The organism is Leeia oryzae DSM 17879, from assembly GCF_000376945.1.
Taxonomy (GTDB): Bacteria; Pseudomonadota; Gammaproteobacteria; order Burkholderiales; family Leeiaceae; genus Leeia; species Leeia oryzae.
In genome coordinates this window covers 17,158-34,981 of record NZ_AQXU01000016.1, presented here as the reverse complement: position 1 = coordinate 34,981, position 17,824 = coordinate 17,158, and the positions used below count along the sequence as shown (strand labels likewise).

Here is a 17,824-nt window from a genome sequence, read left to right as displayed (position 1 = left end):
ATTATTGATAGGGCAACTGTTGTGGGCCGCGCGTTAGAAGAATTGTTTCCGGTATTTTCCCGAGAGTTTCGTCTCAGGCTGCTAGCCATGCTGGGTCTGTGTTTTGTGCTGATGATGGTGGCGCTGGACCAGACGGTGGTCGGCACCGCTTTGCCCACCGTGGTGGCGGAGCTGCACGGCTATGAGCTGTATGCCTGGGTGGGTACTTCGTACCTGCTGGCCTCGGTGGTGACGGTGCCCATCTTTGGCAAACTGGGGGATGAATACGGGCGCAAGCCGTTTGTCATTGCGGCGGTGATTGTCTTTACTGTGGCCTCCATGCTGTGTGGTGTGGCGCAAACCATGTTGCAGCTGGTGCTGGCCCGTGGCCTGCAAGGTATCGGGGGCGGCATGCTGGTGGGGACGGCCTTTGCCTGCGTGCCGGACATGTTTCCGGATGCGCACGAGCGCCTGCGCTGGCAAGTACTGTTCAGTGGTGCGTTTGGCATTGCCAACGCCATCGGCCCGTCACTGGGTGGTTTTCTGACCGAGTACTACGGCTGGCGCTGGGTGTTCTTTGTCAATCTGCCAATCGGGTTGCTGAGCTTGTGGTTTATCGGCCGGCATTTGCCAAAAATCCGTCACTCGGATTTGCCCCCTTCGCCGCTGGACTGGCAAGGGGCTGCGCTGATTGCACTGGCGCTGGGCAGTTTACAAGTGTTTGTGGAATGGCTGCCCACGCATAAAGGCTCGCTGGCCTTACCTGCATTGGCGATGGTATCGGTGGCTGCCTGTGTGGGGCTGGTCTGGTGGGAAAAACGTGCGACAGCGCCCTTGGTCCCCATCAGTCTGCTGGTGCACAAGGGGCTAAAACCCTTGTTCCTGCTGTCGCTGGTAATGGGTTTTTGTCTGTTTGGCGTGATGTATTATGCCCCGCTGATGTTCCAGGGCGGGTTTGGCCTGTCCCCCAATAAAGCCGGGATGCTGGTGACACCGCTGGTTGTCAGTATCACGCTGGGCAGCATCATCAACGGCCGCATTGTAACGCGCCTGCGTAAGCCCAAACGGATTCTCTACGTCGGTATCACCCTGTTTGCGGGGGCTGCACTGATGCTGACACAGGTCAACGCCACCACCCCTCATCCACTGACCATGCTGGTGATGGCATTGGGTGGCCTGGGGCTGGGGATTACCCTGCCTAACCTGACCATCTTTGTGCAGTACAACGCGCCCAAAGCCCAGCTGGGCATTGGCACGGCCATGCTGCAATCGCTGCGCATGACGGGCGGCATGCTGGGGACGGCCCTGATCGGTACCTTCATGAACCACCATTACCGGCAACAGCTGACGGAGCGCCTTGGCCCGTATGCCAATGCTGCGTGGGCACAAGGCTTGTATGACCCGCAACTGCTGGTGAACCATCCGCAGGCCAAAGTGTTCATCGAGACCGCCATCATTGCCGGTCGCAACTACCATACGTACCTGAACCAGGCGCAATTGTCGCTGGTGGGGGCCATTCATGACAGCCAGTGGCTGGTGGCGGTGACGTTGCTGATTGCGCTGGCCATTGCCCTGAAAGTGCCGCATCTGACGCTGGACCCAGGCAAGAAGTCAGGAAAGGGGAAGGCCGCATGAACACACTGGACCGTAACCTGTTGCAACAGCTCGGACGTACGACCCGCTGCATGTATGCCGCTTTCGAGCGGGAAGTCGGCCATGGCCTGCCCAGAACCCGCATCCTGTTTGTGCTGAATCAGCTGCAAATGCCCACCCAGAAACAACTGGCCGACCGGCTGGCCATTGACCCGGCCGCCATGACGCGGCAGATCAAGCAGATGGAGGCCGATGGGCTGGTCTCCCGTCAGACCGATGCTACCGACAATCGTCAGACCCGGGTGATGCTGACCCCAGCCGGCCAGCAATTGCTTCAGTCCATGCAGCCTGCGCGCGAGCGGTTTCTGGACAAATCGCTGGATGGTATTGCAGAAGCTGATCTGGCCACTGTCGAAAAAGTATTAAAGCTGCTGGAGCAGCGCTTTGCCACCATGCGCGATGCTGTTGGTTAAGCCCGGTTTTCTTTCAGCATGTTGCAGAACAGTGCTCCTTGTTCCAGTGCATCATCCAGTGCCACATGGGTGTGGGGCAAACAGTCAAACCAGCGTGCCGGCAGATGGTTTTTGGTGCTTTTACGGTAACCGGATTTCAGCATCGCCATCGCAAAGGTTTTGATATCCAGCGCCGAATGCCCGAACGGACTTTCCCCCGCAAAACGCATCAGATACCAATACACAAACAGAAAATCAAACCCGGCAGGGTAGGCGACAAACACCGGCTTGCCCGGCAAGGACTGCAGCCATGCAACATAACGCGGCATGGCGGCTTCGGGCGGCTCCGGGTTGCTTCTGCAAGCCGCCCAGGCCGCCGGTTGGGTCAGCCACCATGCCGCCGTCTCAGGATGCGCACTGGCACCCGGCAAGGTATCCAGATTGACGGTAAACGTCGAAAGCAGCTGTTTGTCCGCCGTGTAGGCGGCAGAGGCAAAACTCAGCATCGAATGCGGTCCTGGAATCGGCCCGTCTGCTTCAACATCGGTACTGATATAGATTTCTGGCATGATGGGCATCCGGGCTTTTTTTGCCGGTTGTGCATGATCATCATGCACAACCGGCAAGCGGTTATGGGGTTTTAGAGGCTGACAGCAAAGCCGTGATAAACGCTTGATCAGAGAACAGGCTCTTCATGCCGTTTTCCAGTGCGCGGTTCAGGGCAAGCCGGGCATTGTTGCCCGTCATGAGCTGGATATTGGGTTCCAGACCTTGGGCCATCAGCTGGCGCGAGTACAGCAGCTTGCCATCAGTGGCTTTGACCAAGACGGACATGTTCAGGTCTGCTACTGCATCTCCCGCAAAGAAGCCTGTCTTGTGGTCGTTATAAAAGCGTGTCAGATCCGCCAGAATCTGTACCAAAGCGGTATTGTTCCCTGGCTGGAATCCACGAGCCTTCAGCTCTTGCTCGATGGCATTACGTACCGTGACCGTTACGTCTTCAATGGCCAGAATGGGGGCCATTTCCATGCCAAAGCCGTTCTTTTTGGAGCTGACCTTGGTTTTGTCCTGCCGCATATCGTTTACCTGCACACTGACGGATACCTTGTTAGCCCCCTCAATCGGTGTAATTCCCGGTTGCGGCGTATAACTCAGCTCGATCCGATCGGTGGTCAAGGCGCATCCGGAGAGACCCAAAACGGCCGCGAAGATGGTGGCCGCCAGCAGTGTCTTGCGCGTGTTGCGAAAAAACCGGCTTGTTGTTTGTGGTGTATGCATGGCATCTCCTGAGATGTTTGAATGGGGATTGAATCCGGGTTTTCATTTCAACCTAGATCAATTCCTGGCAAAAGTCAGGGAGAATTCCCGCCGTGTTTGACGGTTTTCAGGTAGAGACTGGTGGATTAGAGGTCCGCACCAGGTATTTCACTGGGTTGCATGCCGTCGTTCCAGAATCACCAGCGCAATCCCGCCCAGAATGGCGACGGCAGCCAGCAGCAGCCGGAAAGTAAAGGTTTCACTCAGCAACAGCACACCGCCAACGGCCGCAATGACCGGCACGCTGAGCTGCACGGTGGCCGCATGGGTGGCTTGCAACCGGGGCAGGGCGGCATACCAGATGGCGTAGCCAATCCCGGAAGCCAGCGCACCAGAGGCCATGGCCAGCCAGATGCCTGCAGGGTCCAGTGATGGATGGCCAAAGAGCATGCTTAACCCCAGCGAAATGGGGGCCGCGCGCAGAAAATTACCCGCTGTGACCTTGGTCGGGTCTCCCCCCGCCGCTTTTCCCCGCAAGGAATACACGCCCCAGGCAATGCCAGCCAGGATCATCAGCAGTGCACTGGCCAGTGGCGGGGCAGACAGCCCTGGCAACAACAGGCCGATCAGCCCGGCAAACGCCAGTAGCAAGCCAAGCAGCTGTATGCTGCGCAAGCGCTCGCCAGACCAGATGCCATGCGAGATCATGGTGGCTTGCACTGCCCCGAACAGCAGCAATGCGCCTGTAGCGGCCGTCAGGCCAAGATAGGCAAACGAAAATCCCGCCGCATAGACAAACAGGGCCAGTGCCGATAGCCAATTACCGCGGCCCGGGGTTGGGCTGCGCCGGATGTAAACCAGCAGCCACAGCATCAGCGCCCCGGACAATAACCGGATAGCCGTAAAACTGGCTGCATCCATACTGGTATGTTTGAGTGCAGACCGGCACAGCAGCGAGTTACCGGCAAAGGCCAGCATCGCCAGGGTTGTCAGCGCCACGGTACGAAAGGATGACATGGATGTCCTCCAAAAACCTGCGGGTGATCATCGTCAACAGGCGGAGGTCCGGATGCAGCACACTGCCAATCCGGTGCCCGCCCAAGCGTTGCAGAAGGTTTTCATCAGATTAGATGCTTCTTTGGCGGGGTTGGCAAGGCAGTCCTGAACGGGGTTCTTCAATATCAAGTGCCCCGTTCAGACGTAAAAAAAGCACAGTCGGATCGACTGTGCTTTCTGGTCAAACATCTAATTGAATGTTTACAACGCCTTGTGTGCAGCTAGCAGGCGTTGTGCGCCTTCGGCCAGCTTGGCTTTGTCCACGGTCACAAAGCTGAAGCGAATGGCGGATGCATCCGGTGTGTCTGGGTAGAACACGTCGCCCGGCACGTAGATCACGCCTTTGTCACGGGCAATTTTCAGTAGCTGGCGGGCATTGGTGCCGTCTTCAAAGCGGCCCCACAAGAACATGCCGCCATCCGGACGGTTGAACTTGAGCTTGTCGCCAAAGGCGTCGGTCAGGGCGGCGGCCAGTGCATCAGCCCGCTTGCCGTAGACTTCGCACACGGTTTGCTGGTGGGCAGGCAGACGGCCGGAGGCAATGTACTTGGCCGCCACGGACTGGCTGAACGTAGACGTATGCAGATCCAGCGCCTGTTTGATGCGGACACACGCATCCAGCAAGCCGGCCGGCAAGACTGCCCAGCCAATACGCAGGCCTGGTGCAACAATCTTGGAGAAGGAAGACAGGTAGCCTACCCATTCCAGCGCGCCCGGTACGTCCTTGGCCAGTGCAATCATCGGTGCGACTGCCGTGCCACGGTAGCGCAGTGCCCCATACGGGTCATCTTCCAGCACGAAAACCTGGTTATCCACGGCCCATTGCACCAGCTGCTTGCGGCGCGCCAGTGACAGGGTTGCACCGGACGGATTGGCGAAGTTGCTCACCAGATACAGCATTTTGGGCTTGGGTTTGTCTGTTGGAAGGCTCAGCAAGGCATCCACCACTGCACCATCCCCATCGACCGGGATAGAAACCGTATCAGCACCAATCAGATGGAAAATCTGCAGCGCGGCCAGATAACTTGGGCGTTCTACCGCTACTACGTCACCCGGGTTCAGGATAGAGCGGGACACCAGATCCAGCGCCTGTTGTGAGCCGCTGGAAATCAGCACCTGGTCCGGGCTTACCGGTGCGCCGCGCTCGGCCATCAAGCCGGCTACTGCCTGGCGCAACGCCAGCTGACCATCTGTTTGCCCGTATTGCAAGGCCGTTTGTGCTTCAGACGCAAAGACTTCACGGGTGGCCGCTTCCAGTCCTTCCACGTCAAACAGGGCAGGGTCAGGCAGGCCGCCGGCCAGCGAGATCATGCCGGGCAGCTGCGCGTCTTTCAGCAGTTCACGTACGTCGGAACTACGGGTGCGGTTTGCGGCTTCAGATAAGGTCAGTGTCTTCATAAAATTATCTTTCTGTGTCGATGCTGGCAATGTACTCGAAATTTTGGCCAGTGTACCGGTTCAGTTGCTTGCAATTTTTACAAACTGTTATGTCAGTAAAGGCATAACAGTTGTATAAGTGACTGTTTTACGGTAATTATATAGCGATCAGTGTTTGGTGGGTATCGCAAATCGTCATGTTCCAGATCGACAAAACCAGGTCCGTCTCGCTAGCCGAACAGATTGTTCAGCAGATGGAAGGGCGTATCACGGCTGGCAAGCTGGCAGAAGGGGCGCGGCTGCCCTCGGTTCGGCAACTGGCAGACAAGCTCGGTGTCAGCCTGTTTACCATTGTCACCGCTTACGAGCGGCTGGTCGCCAAAGGACTGGTGGAGTCCCGGCCCGGGCAGGGGAGTTTTGTGGCCAGACGCTCGCAAAACGAGGCCAGCCAGCCCCGTATCGAGGTAGTGGTTCCGACGTTGATGAGTGCCGAAGGGTTTGCCCATCATGCGCTGGAAACCCTGCAACCACGGTTGCCAGCCAGTTCCGGTTTTTTGCCGGCAGAATGGTTCGAAGGCATGATCAACCCGACCACCATCAGGCGCCTGCTCAAACCCGGGGCCGAGGGCACCATGCCCGCGCCGGTACAAGGCAGCCATGCACTGAGGGAGCAATTGGCCATCCGGCTGGTACAGGCAGGCATGGCCGTCACTGCCGGACAGATTCTGGTCACGCAAGGGGCAACCCATGCTTTCGAACTGATTGCCCAAGCCGTGTTGCACAGAGGCAGTACCGTGCTGGTGGAAGACCCGGGTTATTTTGTGATTCGCCGGCAGCTGGAGGCCGCAGGGTTACATTGCATCGCACTCCCCAGGCTGACGGACGGCCCGGATCTGGAGGCACTAGACCAGTTGGCCAGCCAATACAAACCCTCGGCCATGTTCACTCAAACCTTGCTGCACAACCCCACCGGGGGTAATACCAGCCTCGGGCGTAGCCACAAGCTGTTGTCGCTGGCAGCCAAACACGATTTCTGGGTGGTGGAAGACGATGTCTATGGCGATCTGACCGATGCCGGTGCGGTACGGCTGGCACAGCTGGACGAATTCCAGCGCGTGTTTCATGTGGGCAGCTTTACCAAAGTGCTCAACCCCGGGATGCGGGTAGGGTATGTTGTGCCGCCCCTGCCTTGGTTACCTGCGTTGCAAGAGCAAAAAATGCTCTCGGTGCTGACGGGCTCATCGTTTGATGAAGCGCTGGTGGCAGATTGCCTGGCCAGTGGACGATTCCGTAAGCATGTCCAGCAACTGCGCAACCGCCTGGGACGCGCCAGGTCCAGAGCACTGGCGGCGCTGGAACACATCGGCTTGCAGGTGGTTTCTGGTGGCCGGGATGGCATGTTTCTGTGGGTAAAACTGCCAGATGGCCAGATGAGCAGCCACTGGGCGCAAGCCGCGCAGGCAGAAGGCATCCTGCTGGCCAGTGGCACGCTGTTTTCCATGTCTGGCAATGGCGAGCAGTTTATTCGCCTGAATGCCGCCTATGCCAGTGATCCGGTCTTGCTGAAGTTTTTTCAGCGGTTAATGGGGTAACGGCCAGTACGCCAGCATGCACGCTGACTGGTGTATATCGCGTTGGGTGTACGCCAACCGCTACACCCTGCGCTACACATCAGTATCCTGCTTATTGCGCCTCCAGCAACTTCAGGTACCTGCCATCCATCTTCATTTTTTTCAGGGCGGCATCAAACGCCGGTATCAGATCAGCATGCTTTTGATTCAGGATATGGAAAGACGGGCTGCTCATCAACACCGGACCGACACGTCTGGCGCCTTGTGCCAGTAATGCCCGTTGCGTTAGCAATTGCGTGCTGGTAAACAGTCCGATGTCAAACCGGTTTGCCATGAGTTTTTTGTAGAAAGTATCAGCACTGAAAGATACATCAGGGGTGATATGTGCCTGCCGCACATATTCTTCCGAAAGCTTGGAGCCTTCCAGAACCCCTACAGAATAGAGGGCAACATCACCAGAGGTGGAAATCACGATGCGGGACGTGTTTTTCACATAAGCATACAGTTCGGTCATTCTGAGGGGCTCATTGGTGCGCCTCAGATTGGGGTACACCATCACCACACCCTCCACGCGGCTGAGGTCGGCGTCGTAAACCCCCATATTGGTATCACTGATGGCACGTTCTGATGGCACCAGCTCAAATACTGGCGTGATACCCATCTCGGCATAAATGGCCTTGACCAGCGGCACCATGGGGGCTGTCGTTTCGTTATAGGCTATTTTATAGACGGGTTCAGATGCGGCATTGACCATGCCGCATGCCAGCAGGATCAACAGGCCGGTTCGCCACATGCCTTGCTGCAGTTTGAACAACAAAAAAGGGATCAGGCCGCTGGGTTCAGCCGGCTTCAGGCATTGCATGATATGTCCGAGAGAGAAATCGAATAGGCTTCTCTTTATCTTAGATCATGAACATGCAGGTAACCATGCCAATTCACAATGACATTTAATTGTTTACACACGTGATGTATAAATCGTGATTTGAGTCACGACGTTACCCGTAGGCGCGAGGTGAGCAGCAATCTCCCCTAGTACAGCCACCGGTTGATCACCTGCCACCCTTTGGCAGGGGGTATGGAGCGCAGCGATAGACTCCAACGGTTACCTTCATCTTGGCAAACATGATGATTTTCCGCCAAACACCTGCCAATCCCTCACAACCGCTCAGGCAGAATGCTTGCCCAACTGCTTGATCAAAATATGCCGGGTAAACGGCCCGACAAAGTTCGGAATGATGGCCAAGGGCTGGTAGCCCAGCCGACCATATAAGGCGGCGGTCTGGTCGCTGAGGGTCTCGATCAACGCATCTGTGCATCCGCGCGCGATGGCTTCGGATTCCAGCGTGCCCAGTATCTGGCTGCCGATGCCTTGCTCGCGCAAAGCGTCTGTCACCCACAGATAATTGATAAATAAGCGGTTAAACTCGGTTCGGCCAGAACCACCGGCCACAATTTCGCTCCCGTCCCTGACCAGACAGGCAACGGGTCTGGCGTTGCCCCCCACTGCTTGTGCTCTGCCAAAACGGGTGACGCCGTCACTGATGACATCCAGTTCCGCGTCCGTGGGATGATCGATAATGGACCATTCATGCATGATGGTGGCTTCCTGCCAATGTGTCATGGGGAGAGTCTAGCGGTTTTACCGTGGGCGTGTCAGTTCAGAGATTAGTGCTATCCGGAGAAATGGCCTGATGCCACCGCAAAACGCATGCATTACGCCTCCGTGGTCACCCCAATCGGCAAAACTTACTGTAAACTGACGACTCCCCCCTTGCTATTGTCATCGCCACTGGCCGCTTTGTGCAGCGTGTTTGATGGCTGCTTGTCTACTGTCCCGATATTACGCTCGATAGGTGTTTTCATGACTCAGGATGCTTCCCAGGTTGTCCGTGTTGGTTTGATTGGCTATGGCTTTGCCAGTAAAACGTTTCACGCCCCGCTCATTACCACCACCGCTGGTTTGCAACTGGTCGCCGTGTCCTCCAGTGATGCCGGCAAAGTGCTGGCAGACTATCCGGACATGCGTGTCGAGGCCAGCCCGGATGCCTTGATCGCCAGCCCGGATATCGACCTGATCATCATTCCGACCCCGAACAACACCCATTACCCGCTGGCCAAGGCCGCCTTACTGGCGGGCAAACACGTGGTGGTGGATAAACCGTTTACCCTGAACCTGACCGAGGCAGACGACCTGATAGCCACCGCCCGCTCAATGGGCAAGATATTGTCCGTCTTTCATAACCGGCGTTGGGACGGCGATTTCCTGACGGTACAAACCGTGATCAAAAAAGGCCTGCTGGGCCGGTTGACCCATTTTGAGTCCCATTTCGACCGCTACCGTCCGCTGGTGCGTGACCGCTGGCGCGAGCAGGGCGGGCAGGGGAGCGGCTTGTGGTATGACTTGGGGCCGCATTTGCTGGATCAGTCCATCCAGTTGTTCGGCATGCCGGAAGCCATCTATGTGGATGCCATGGTCGCCAGAGACAATGGCCGTGCAGACGACTACTGCCATGCCATCCTGCGCTATGCCGACAAGCGCGTGACCTTGCACGCCAGTGCGCTGGTAGGGCAGTTGGGGCCTCGTTTCCAGTTGCATGGTACACAGGGGAGTTTTCAGTGCTTTGGTCTGGACCCGCAAGAAGACGACCTGAAAGCCGGCCAAACACCTGCAAACCGTTGTGACTGGGGTCGGGCGGCCCAACCCGGCTTGCTGACCCGTTATGCAGACGGTGAAACGGCCCAAGAATCGCCATGTCCGTTGCTCAACGGCAATTACCCGGCCTACTATCAGGGCATGCAGGCGGCCATTGCCATGGGCGGTGCTAACCCGGTGACGGCAGAAAGTGCCCGCCAGACCATGTTACTGGTCGAGCTCGGGTTGCAGAGCATTCGTGAGCGTCGTGAAGTGCAAGTCACGGAAAATACGTGACTTTTTTGGTGGTTACAGGCCTAATGTCACCCTTTTGAACAGGATGCATCATGCAAGAAATGACGTTTGAACTCGACCGTGAATTTGTCGAACTGTGCAATTTGCTGAAACTCACCGGCCTGGCGGATTCGGGCGGTCAGGGCAAACTATGGGTGGCAGAAGGCCGCGTGCAGGTAGATGGCCAGCCAGAAACCCGTAAAACCGCCAAAATCCGTGCTGGCCAGGTGGTTCAGATTGGTGACGTACAAATCAAAGTGCTGACTGCCTGATTGATGTTGTCCATTGTCACAGACCCGGCATTTTATCTGCTGGCCGTGCCGGCCGTGCTGTTGACGGGGGTTTCCAAGGGCGGTTTTGCTGGCGGATTAAGCCTGCTTGGCGTACCGATGATGGCACTGGTGATGCCGGTATCGCAAGCAGCCAGCATCATGCTGCCGATTCTGTGTGTCATGGACATGTTTGGCTGGTGGTCCTACCGCAAGCGGTTTGACCGGGCCCTGCTGTTGCAACTGTTGCCAGGGGCCTTGCTGGGGATCGGGCTCGGTGCCTTGCTGTTCCGGCATTTGAGCAGCCAGTGGATTGAACTGCTGCTGGGGATCATGTCCACGCTGTTTGCCGTGCACCGGCTGTCGGGCGCTGTGCTGGCCGACAAGTCTTCCCTGCCGGAATGGCTGAAAGCTGGCTGGTGGTCTGGTTTGTCGGGACTCACCAGTTTTGTGGCCCATGCAGGCGGGCCGCCGCTGATGATTTATCTGCTGCCAAAGCAGATGGACAAAACCCGGCTGGTGGCCACCATGACCTTTTTCTTCGCTACCGTGAATTACATCAAACTGATCCCGTATGCCTGGCTCGGGCAGCTGGATACCACCAATCTGGATACGGCACTGGTACTGGCCCCCTTGGCGCCATTGGGTGTGTATGCCGGCCTTTGGTTGCATCACCGGATTAACGAAACCCTGTTCTACCGTCTGTCGTACCTGTTCATGCTGCTGACCGGCTTAAAACTGGTGTGGGATAGCCGCCTGCTGGTGTAGCCTGCGGCCATTCATCGCGTTATTCCCGGGCAATAAATTTGTGCAAGTCACCATGCAGCTGAGCCAGCTCCAGCATGTCTTGTGTCGGTGCATACTGGAACATGGCGCCGCAGGCGCAGCCCATGGAAATACTCTTCAGAAAGTCTTGCCGGTTTTCTTCTTTCCAGACATTGTTGTGATGACAGCCGCACTTGGGGCAGTAGTTGGGTAGTGCATTGGTGATGTAAATCATGGGTGTATTCCCCTTTCACTTTGCGATTGGCGTTTCTTCCGGCCTCTGTGCAGCCAAACAGGCCGGTCGCAATTCAATGCAAATTCTAATCATGCGTATTTTCAGCATAGCGCAACCAGTCCGGTTTGCGGCCATCCTGCCGGGGTTTATTTTAAGATGCCTCAGGACGTGTGGTCTGATTGCAAACGGTCAATCAACTGGTGCAAGGCAGACGTCAGTGCGCTGACCGACCCGGCCAGATCCCAGTCATCGTGCCCGGGCTGAACCACGTTGGAAATGGCCCGTAGCGACAAAAACGGCTGCCGTTCTTGCAGGCAGACATGAAAAAACGCCGCACCTTCCATGTTTTCGATGGCGACATCCCGGGTATCTACCAGGGGTGACAAGGCGGTATTGGCCGACAGGCTGTGTACGCTTGCCAGCGGGTAGCCGGCTGGCAGATGCGGGCAATACAAGCGGTGCCGTCGCTCGAAATCCATGTCGATCGGCAGGTGGGCCAGATGCACAAATCCGTCCGGGGTCTGAAACCCCAGGTCCCCTTCAACTTCGCTTTCCACCAGCACCACGTCGCCAATTTTATGTGCGGCGTGCGGGTAAACCCCGGCCACGCCTGCCAGTATCAGCATGTCCGGCTGGTGCTGGTAAATGGCTTTGAGGGTCGCATAGGCCGTTGCCGTCAGGCCAACGCCAGACACTACGGTCGTGACCTCTTCACGTGCAAACAGGCTGGCCTCGGTGGCTGTCGGGAAGAGAACGGTGATCTTCATGGTGAATTCCCCAAATAGACAGAGCGGACAATGAAAGAGACGAGCATCAAAAACAAACTGCCCGGGGTCTCCGGGCAGTTATGGATGCTACTGTGAGGGGGTGTGCTTATTTTTCAACAAACGCACGTTCAATCACGTAGTCACCTGGTTCACCCACACGTGGAGAAACCTTGAAGCCCAGATCATCCAGCATCTTGGCGGTATCTTTCAGCATGCTCGGGCTGCCGCACATCATGGCACGGTCGGTTTCCGGGTTCAGCTGTGGCAGACCAATGTCAGCACACATTTTGCCGGAAGCAATCAGGTCGGTCAGACGGCCCTGGTTGCGGAACGCTTCACGCGTGACAGAAGGGTAGTAAATCAGTTTCTTGGCAACGTCTTCACCAAAGAACTCGTTGCGAGGCAATTCTTTGGTGATAAAGTCTGCGTAAGCCAGTTCGCTGACGGTCCGTACACCATGGAACAACACCACTTTTTCGAAGTGTTCGTAGGTTTCCGGGTCCTGAATGATGCTCATGAACGGGGCCAGACCGGTGCCGGTACCAAACAGGTACAGGTTCTTGCCCGGTTTCAGGTCAGAAATCACCAGCGTGCCGGTTGGCTTGCGGCTGATCAGAATCTGGTCGCCAACTTGCAAGTGCTGCAAGCGGGAGGTCAGTGGGCCGTTTTGCACCTTGATGCTGAAGAACTCCAGTTCTTCATCATAGTTTGGGCTGGCAATACTATAAGCACGCATCAGCGGCTTACCATCCACTTCCAGGCCAATCATCACGAAATGGCCGTTCTCAAAGCGCAGCCCGTCATCACGGGTAGTGCGGAAGCTAAACAGGGTGTCGTTCCAGTGACGGACACTGGTAACCGTTTCAGTTGCGTAATTATGAGCCATGATCCGAGTCGCAGTTGCTTAAATAGGCAAAATTGCTATTGTACATCATTGGGTTAGCATCCTGATACCTCTAACGGTCAGTGATTGAAGGAAGAATTGCTTATATTGATATGACTAAAAGTTATCAAACAATCTGGCTTCATCAGTTTTCGCCATCAAAACCGCCCGAAGGTGCACCCTGCAATGGTTGCGGCGTGTGCTGTGCCGCCTCGCCTTGCCCGGTGGCCAGCGTGCGTTTCACACGCTTCTGGTGGCCAAGGCAAGCGGCGGTCAGCTGCCCCGCACTGATGTGGTCATCCTCAGAAACCCGTTATCAGTGCGGGCTGGTCAGCCAGCCGCGCACGTTTTGGCGCTGGCTGCCATCAGCTGTACATCCGGTATGGCAGCGCATGCTATTTCGCTGGATTGCCGCAGGAGTCGGATGTGATTCTTCTGCCAGCATAGAGACAGACAAGACCCCCTGAATGTCTCTATAATGCTTCTCCTGATTCAACACCGGCTGAACCTATCATGTCCACATTGCTACTGACGCCCGTCGAGGCGCGCATTCTGGGTGTGCTGATCGAAAAAAAGCACACAGTTCCGGATACGTATCCATTGTCGCTGAATGCACTGTTGTCTGGCTGTAACCAGAAAACCAGCCGCGAGCCCGTGATGGAGCTGAGCGAGCCGGAAGTGCTGGAAGCACTGGATAACCTGCGACACCAATCCCTGACCATCGAGAGCAGTGGCGGCCGTGTAAGCAAGTACGCCCATAATATGGACCGGGTACTGGGCGTACCGTCCCAGTCTATTGCCATTCTGACGGTATTGATGTTGCGCGGTCCGCTGACTCCGGCCGAGATTCGCCTGTATTGTGAGCGCTTGCATCGTTTTTCCGATGTCTCGGCAGTAGAAGCCTTTTTGACCGAGCTGGCAGAACGCAGTGCCGGTGCGCTGGTTGTCGAGCTGCCTCGCCAGCCCGGCGCGCGCGAGCGGCGCTGGGCGCATCTGTTATGCGGAGAGCCGGATCTCAGCAGCCTGACGTCTGCGGCCCCGGCGGCCAGTGGCGGTAGTCAAAGTGCCGCCCAGGCGGCACTGGAAGCTCGTGTCAGCACGCTGGAAGCCGAAGTGGCCGAACTGCGTGCCCTGATCGAATCCCTGACCGCACCGTGACCGAAGGTAGTACCGCTTTACCCGACGACACCTGGTGGGTGTACCTGCTGTTATGCAAAGGCGATCGCATCTACACCGGCATTGCCCGCGACGTGTTGAACCGTTGCCAGTTGCATGCCACCGGCAAAGGTGCGCGGTTTACCCGTTCATTCCCGCCGGTTCGGCTGCTGGCCTGCAAACGGTTTGACGACCGAACGGGTGCAGCCCGCGAAGAAATCCTGACCAAGCGTCTGGACCGCCCCGCCAAACTCGCCAAAGCCGACGACTGGGGATGCCCGGTCGACTGGCCTGCTGCTTCTTAATGCTGAACATCATGGATTTGTATTCCATGGCAAGACTAACTGCTAACCAAAGATTTTATGGCCATCAAAGCAACCGTTTTCAAAGCAGAACTGCAAATTGCCGACATGACCCGGCATTACTACCAGACCCACCAACTTACGCTGGCCAGACACCCATCCGAAACCGATGAACGGATGATGGTGCGTTTGCTGGCCTTTGCGCTAAACGCCAGTGAACAGCTTGAATTCGGTAAAGGGATTTCGACCGATGACGAGGCAGATATCTGGGCCAAAAACTACGCCGGCGAAATCGAACTCTGGATTCAGGTGGGCCTGCCAGACCCGAAGTGGCTAAGAAAAGCCAGCAACCGCTCTGAAAAAGTCATCCTGTATGTGTACGGCAGTTCTGCCGCAGACATCTGGTGGCAGCAGAATCATAACGACTTTACCCGTCTGGATAACCTGAGCGTATTCAAACTGGCAGCAGCAGAAACCCAGGCACTGACCAGTATGGCGCAGCGGACCATGCAGCTGCAATGCACCATTGAAGACGGTCAGGTATGGGTGGCAGATGGCGAGAACAGCGTGATGGTAACGGTGGAAACCCTGAAGAAGGCGACGGCTTGAGCCGGTGCTGACACACGCACCAGCCAGGCTGGTGCATCTCCCTATCCCGCCCAAGAGCCAGGCGGATGCACCCTTAAGCCACATGAGCGGGCTTGTCCGTCTGCATACGGCAAATCCGGTTAGTCTTACTTTGCCAGTTCCGGAAACAGTACGTCCGTAAAGCCGAACTTGTTCATGTCCTCGATCCGGCTGGGGTACAGACGCCCCCACAAGTGATCGCATTCATGCTGTACCACCCGTGCGTGAAACCCCTCGGCCTCCCGGTCGATCACGTTTCCGTGCTGGTCTACGCCCTGATACCGGATACGGCTCCAGCGCGGCACTACGCCACGCAAGCCGGGAACAGACAGGCAGCCCTCCCAGCCGGATACTTTTTCATCACCAATCGGAGTAATGACAGGGTTAATCAGGACGGTTCTGGGCACTGCAGGTGCTTCCGGGTAGCGTTCGCTCTGCTCAAACCCGAAAACCACCACCTGTAGCGACACGGCAATTTGTGGCGCGGCGATGCCGACCCCGCCTTCCGCTTCCATGGTGTCCCACAGATCGGTAATCAGATCGTTCAGTTCAGCAGTTTGCCACTCGGTCACCGGTGCCGCAGTCTGTTGCAGCAGCGGGTGTCCCATGCGGATGACGGTACGGATAGCCATATGCGTTTTGTCCTGTGTGCGGCGGTTCAGGCCGCGGTGCGTTTTACGATGACATAATACTTGCGGACGGGTTCGACCACTTCAAACATACCCTTGAAGCCAGCCGGTATTACGGCTGCCTCACCGGGGCCGATCTCCTTGACGATTCCGGCTTCGTCATGCAGGCGAACAATGCCTTCCAGTACCGTGAAGAACTCATCGGTATCATCGGCAAACGCAATGCGCCACGCACCTGCTTCGCAGCACCAGATACCGGCATCCATGCCACTATTGCTGCTGGTAAAGTAATTATAAGTGGTCCGCTTGGGGTTGCCCGTCACCAATCGCTCCGGTTTGGGGTAGTCGATCTCTGCGTCGGGTGCCGGCTGCGGGAGTGTCGTGATGTGTTTCATGATGTGCAATCTGTCGCTGTCTGATCAAACAATGGCCGAATTGTGCAGCCAACATCGCCTGCTGGCAATGCGTGTCTGTCGGCCGGGGCGAGGCATGAATGCTGATGACATGCAAAAATCGCGCTTACTTGTTGTATTTAAATGGAAAATTCACAAATGTTCGCAGTTTGGTTTGTACAAAGGTCTGTGTTCGTGCTACTTTATTAAGCAGCTACGATGTGATTGGACAAACATGTAAGTGGCGGTACTAAAACATAATAAAAATTGCGTCAGCCTAAGCAAATTAAAAAGCCCCTGCGATGAAAAGATCGCAGGGGCTTTTTAATGTTCAGAATTTTAAGCTTCAGCCCTTGATGCCCAGTCGCCAGAGTGAAGTCACTTCTGCGGCCCTGGCTTTATGCAGCGGGTCCTGGGTATCTTTGGTTTTAGGATGCTGTGGGCGGATGCCGATGCGCCCAAGTACTGTCAGTCCGGCTTCGTCTATCCAGCCCAACAAGGTTTTGCGGGCCCGCAATCCGAGATGCTCGGCCAGATCCGACAAAATGAGCCAGCCTTCGCCATCTTCGCTCAGGTGGGCTTTCAGGCCGGACAAGAATCCGCGCAGCATCCGGCTGTCGGGATCATACACCGCATATTCAATCGCAGAGCTCGGGGTGGCAGGCACCCAGGGTGGATTACACACCACCAATGGCGCACGTCCTTCAGGGAACAGGTCGGCTTCGGTCACCTTGACCTGGTCAGCGTAACCCAGGTTGCCCAGGTTCTCGGCCGCACATGCCAGGGCACGCGGGTCTTGGTCGGTGGCGATCACCTGTTTGACGCCACGCTTGGCCAGCACCGCTGCCAGCACGCCACTGCCGGTACCAATGTCAAACGCCAGGGATTTGTCCCGGATAGGGGCGTCCAGCACCAGTTTGACGTATTCGCCGCGAACCGGGGAAAACACACCATAATGCGGGTGGATTTTCTTGCCGCCCAGAGCCGGAACAGGCACACCGTTCTTGCGCCACTCGTGCGCGCCAATCAAACCGAGCAATTCTTTCAGGGCGACCACATAGGTTTCACTGGCAGGTCCGTAGGCTTCCAGACACGCCTGCTGCACATCCTGGGCACGCCGCAACGGAATGCGGTGCTCGGCATCAACCTGAATCAGCAATTTAGACAGAATGGCTGCTTTGCGTGCCAGACCTTGCCGGTGCCGCTGGAACGACTCGGCGGCATCAACCGGTGGTTTAGGCGGATTGCGTGGTGGTCGGTCTGCCCGACGGGTCAGGGCCAGTAATAATTGACGCGCATTATGATAGTCACCACGCCACAACAGGCCGGTGCCGCTTTCTGCCAGACGGAATGCCTCATTGGCACTGATCTGGTCATCCACACAGATCACGGTGTCTGGTGCCGGCGTGCCGTTTTCCGAGCGCCAGCGGGCGCTGTGTGGCTGGTCATTTTCTGTCCAGTGGATAGCAGCAAAGGGGGCTTGCCCTGACTGTACCGGTGAATGTGTCGCTGCTTGCGCTGTAGTCATGCAATCTTTCAGATGGATTGGCGGCTTGGATGAACCCGCCCGGAGGGTATTTTAACAGCCT

The 17,824-nt window shown here is 56.7% G+C and carries 22 protein-coding genes; 10 read left to right on the top strand and 12 right to left on the bottom strand.

What is annotated here, in order from left to right; translation table 11 throughout:
• Positions 1-21 precede the first annotated feature (21 nt).
• Positions 22-1,614 (top strand): MDR family MFS transporter, encoded by a 1,593-nt coding sequence (locus tag F552_RS0103630; protein ID WP_051078252.1) that lies wholly within the window; start codon positions 22-24, stop codon positions 1,612-1,614.
• Positions 1,611-2,045, top strand: a complete 435-nt coding sequence (locus tag F552_RS0103625) for a MarR family winged helix-turn-helix transcriptional regulator (RefSeq protein WP_018150359.1) — start codon at positions 1,611-1,613, stop codon at positions 2,043-2,045. Before F552_RS0103630 ends, F552_RS0103625 begins: the two co-directional genes overlap by 4 nt.
• Here the strand turns inward: F552_RS0103625 and F552_RS0103620 are convergent.
• The 4 genes from F552_RS0103620 to F552_RS0103600 form a co-directional block, all read right to left on the bottom strand.
• Positions 2,042-2,593, bottom strand: a complete 552-nt coding sequence (locus F552_RS0103620) for a 3'-5' exonuclease family protein (RefSeq protein WP_026182367.1) — start codon at positions 2,591-2,593, stop codon at positions 2,042-2,044. The two genes, F552_RS0103625 and F552_RS0103620, sit on opposite strands and share 4 nt — an antisense overlap.
• Positions 2,594-2,654: 61 nt before the next feature.
• Entirely contained in the window at positions 2,655-3,302 is a 648-nt protein-coding gene (locus F552_RS0103615; RefSeq protein ID WP_018150357.1) for a YajG family lipoprotein, read from the bottom strand.
• A 147-nt stretch (positions 3,303-3,449) separates the two neighbouring features.
• Positions 3,450-4,298: a DMT family transporter gene (locus F552_RS0103610; protein ID WP_018150356.1), complete on the bottom strand. Its 849-nt coding sequence runs from the start codon at positions 4,296-4,298 to the stop codon at positions 3,450-3,452.
• 240 nt (positions 4,299-4,538) lie between these two features.
• Positions 4,539-5,735 carry an aminotransferase-like domain-containing protein gene (locus tag F552_RS0103600; RefSeq protein WP_018150354.1) on the bottom strand — a complete coding sequence of 399 codons (1,197 nt, stop codon included), beginning with the start codon at positions 5,733-5,735 and terminating at the stop codon, positions 4,539-4,541.
• A 176-nt stretch (positions 5,736-5,911) separates the two neighbouring features.
• On the opposite strand from F552_RS0103600, the gene F552_RS0103595 reads away from it, so the two are divergent.
• The gene (locus F552_RS0103595) at positions 5,912-7,306 is read left to right on the top strand and encodes an aminotransferase-like domain-containing protein (RefSeq protein ID WP_018150353.1); all 1,395 of its coding nucleotides are present in this window, start codon (positions 5,912-5,914) and stop codon (positions 7,304-7,306) included.
• A gap of 91 nt (positions 7,307-7,397) precedes the next feature.
• Here F552_RS0103595 and F552_RS0103590 read toward each other — a convergent pair whose 3' ends face one another.
• Together F552_RS0103590 and F552_RS0103585 are read right to left on the bottom strand one after the other, a co-directional pair.
• Positions 7,398-8,147, bottom strand: a complete 750-nt coding sequence (locus F552_RS0103590; protein WP_018150352.1) for a substrate-binding periplasmic protein — start codon at positions 8,145-8,147, stop codon at positions 7,398-7,400.
• A gap of 303 nt (positions 8,148-8,450) precedes the next feature.
• Positions 8,451-8,906: a GNAT family N-acetyltransferase gene (locus F552_RS0103585; protein WP_018150351.1), complete on the bottom strand. Its 456-nt coding sequence runs from the start codon at positions 8,904-8,906 to the stop codon at positions 8,451-8,453.
• 240 nt (positions 8,907-9,146) lie between these two features.
• Between F552_RS0103585 and F552_RS0103580 the strand changes: the two genes are divergently transcribed.
• Genes F552_RS0103580 through F552_RS0103570 form a run of 3 tightly spaced genes read left to right on the top strand, consistent with a single transcriptional unit; the run spans position 9,147 to position 11,248 of the window.
• Positions 9,147-10,214 (top strand): oxidoreductase, encoded by a 1,068-nt coding sequence (locus tag F552_RS0103580; protein WP_018150350.1) that lies wholly within the window; start codon positions 9,147-9,149, stop codon positions 10,212-10,214.
• 50 nt (positions 10,215-10,264) lie between these two features.
• Positions 10,265-10,483 (top strand): RNA-binding S4 domain-containing protein, encoded by a 219-nt coding sequence (locus F552_RS0103575; protein ID WP_018150349.1) that lies wholly within the window; start codon positions 10,265-10,267, stop codon positions 10,481-10,483.
• Between the two features lie 3 nt (positions 10,484-10,486).
• The gene (locus F552_RS0103570; protein WP_018150348.1) at positions 10,487-11,248 is read left to right on the top strand and encodes a sulfite exporter TauE/SafE family protein; all 762 of its coding nucleotides are present in this window, start codon (positions 10,487-10,489) and stop codon (positions 11,246-11,248) included.
• 19 nt (positions 11,249-11,267) lie between these two features.
• Here F552_RS0103570 and F552_RS0103565 read toward each other — a convergent pair whose 3' ends face one another.
• From F552_RS0103565 to F552_RS0103555, 3 genes are all read right to left on the bottom strand, one after another.
• Positions 11,268-11,480, bottom strand: a complete 213-nt coding sequence (locus F552_RS0103565) for a hypothetical protein (protein ID WP_018150347.1) — start codon at positions 11,478-11,480, stop codon at positions 11,268-11,270.
• A 161-nt stretch (positions 11,481-11,641) separates the two neighbouring features.
• Positions 11,642-12,247, bottom strand: a complete 606-nt coding sequence (locus F552_RS0103560; RefSeq protein WP_018150346.1) for a phosphorylase family protein — start codon at positions 12,245-12,247, stop codon at positions 11,642-11,644.
• Between the two features lie 106 nt (positions 12,248-12,353).
• Positions 12,354-13,133: a ferredoxin--NADP reductase gene (locus tag F552_RS0103555; protein WP_018150345.1), complete on the bottom strand. Its 780-nt coding sequence runs from the start codon at positions 13,131-13,133 to the stop codon at positions 12,354-12,356.
• A gap of 230 nt (positions 13,134-13,363) precedes the next feature.
• Here F552_RS0103555 and F552_RS20630 point away from each other — a divergent pair, with 230 nt between their 5' ends.
• From F552_RS20630 to F552_RS0103535, 4 genes are read left to right on the top strand one after another with little or no spacing between them, the layout of a single operon-like run.
• Positions 13,364-13,597 carry a hypothetical protein gene (locus F552_RS20630; RefSeq protein WP_211208215.1) on the top strand — a complete coding sequence of 78 codons (234 nt, stop codon included), beginning with the start codon at positions 13,364-13,366 and terminating at the stop codon, positions 13,595-13,597.
• Positions 13,598-13,643: 46 nt separating this feature from the next.
• A complete protein-coding gene (locus F552_RS0103545; RefSeq protein ID WP_018150343.1) occupies positions 13,644-14,288 on the top strand; it encodes a YceH family protein in 645 nt (214 codons plus the stop codon).
• The gene (locus tag F552_RS18420; RefSeq protein WP_018150342.1) at positions 14,285-14,590 is read left to right on the top strand and encodes a GIY-YIG nuclease family protein; all 306 of its coding nucleotides are present in this window, start codon (positions 14,285-14,287) and stop codon (positions 14,588-14,590) included. Before F552_RS0103545 ends, F552_RS18420 begins: the two co-directional genes overlap by 4 nt.
• Positions 14,591-14,647: 57 nt before the next feature.
• Complete coding sequence (locus tag F552_RS0103535; protein ID WP_018150341.1) at positions 14,648-15,196, top strand: YaeQ family protein; 549 nt, start codon at positions 14,648-14,650, stop codon at positions 15,194-15,196.
• Positions 15,197-15,321: 125 nt separating this feature from the next.
• Here the strand turns inward: F552_RS0103535 and def are convergent, their stop codons facing one another.
• The 3 genes from def to F552_RS0103520 form a co-directional block, all read right to left on the bottom strand.
• Entirely contained in the window at positions 15,322-15,846 is a 525-nt protein-coding gene (def, locus tag F552_RS0103530; RefSeq protein ID WP_018150340.1) for a peptide deformylase, read from the bottom strand.
• Positions 15,847-15,872: 26 nt separating this feature from the next.
• Positions 15,873-16,238: a cupin domain-containing protein gene (locus F552_RS0103525; RefSeq protein WP_018150339.1), complete on the bottom strand. Its 366-nt coding sequence runs from the start codon at positions 16,236-16,238 to the stop codon at positions 15,873-15,875.
• Between the two features lie 343 nt (positions 16,239-16,581).
• Positions 16,582-17,763 (bottom strand): 50S ribosomal protein L11 methyltransferase, encoded by a 1,182-nt coding sequence (locus tag F552_RS0103520; RefSeq protein ID WP_018150338.1) that lies wholly within the window; start codon positions 17,761-17,763, stop codon positions 16,582-16,584.
• Positions 17,764-17,824 lie beyond the last annotated feature (61 nt).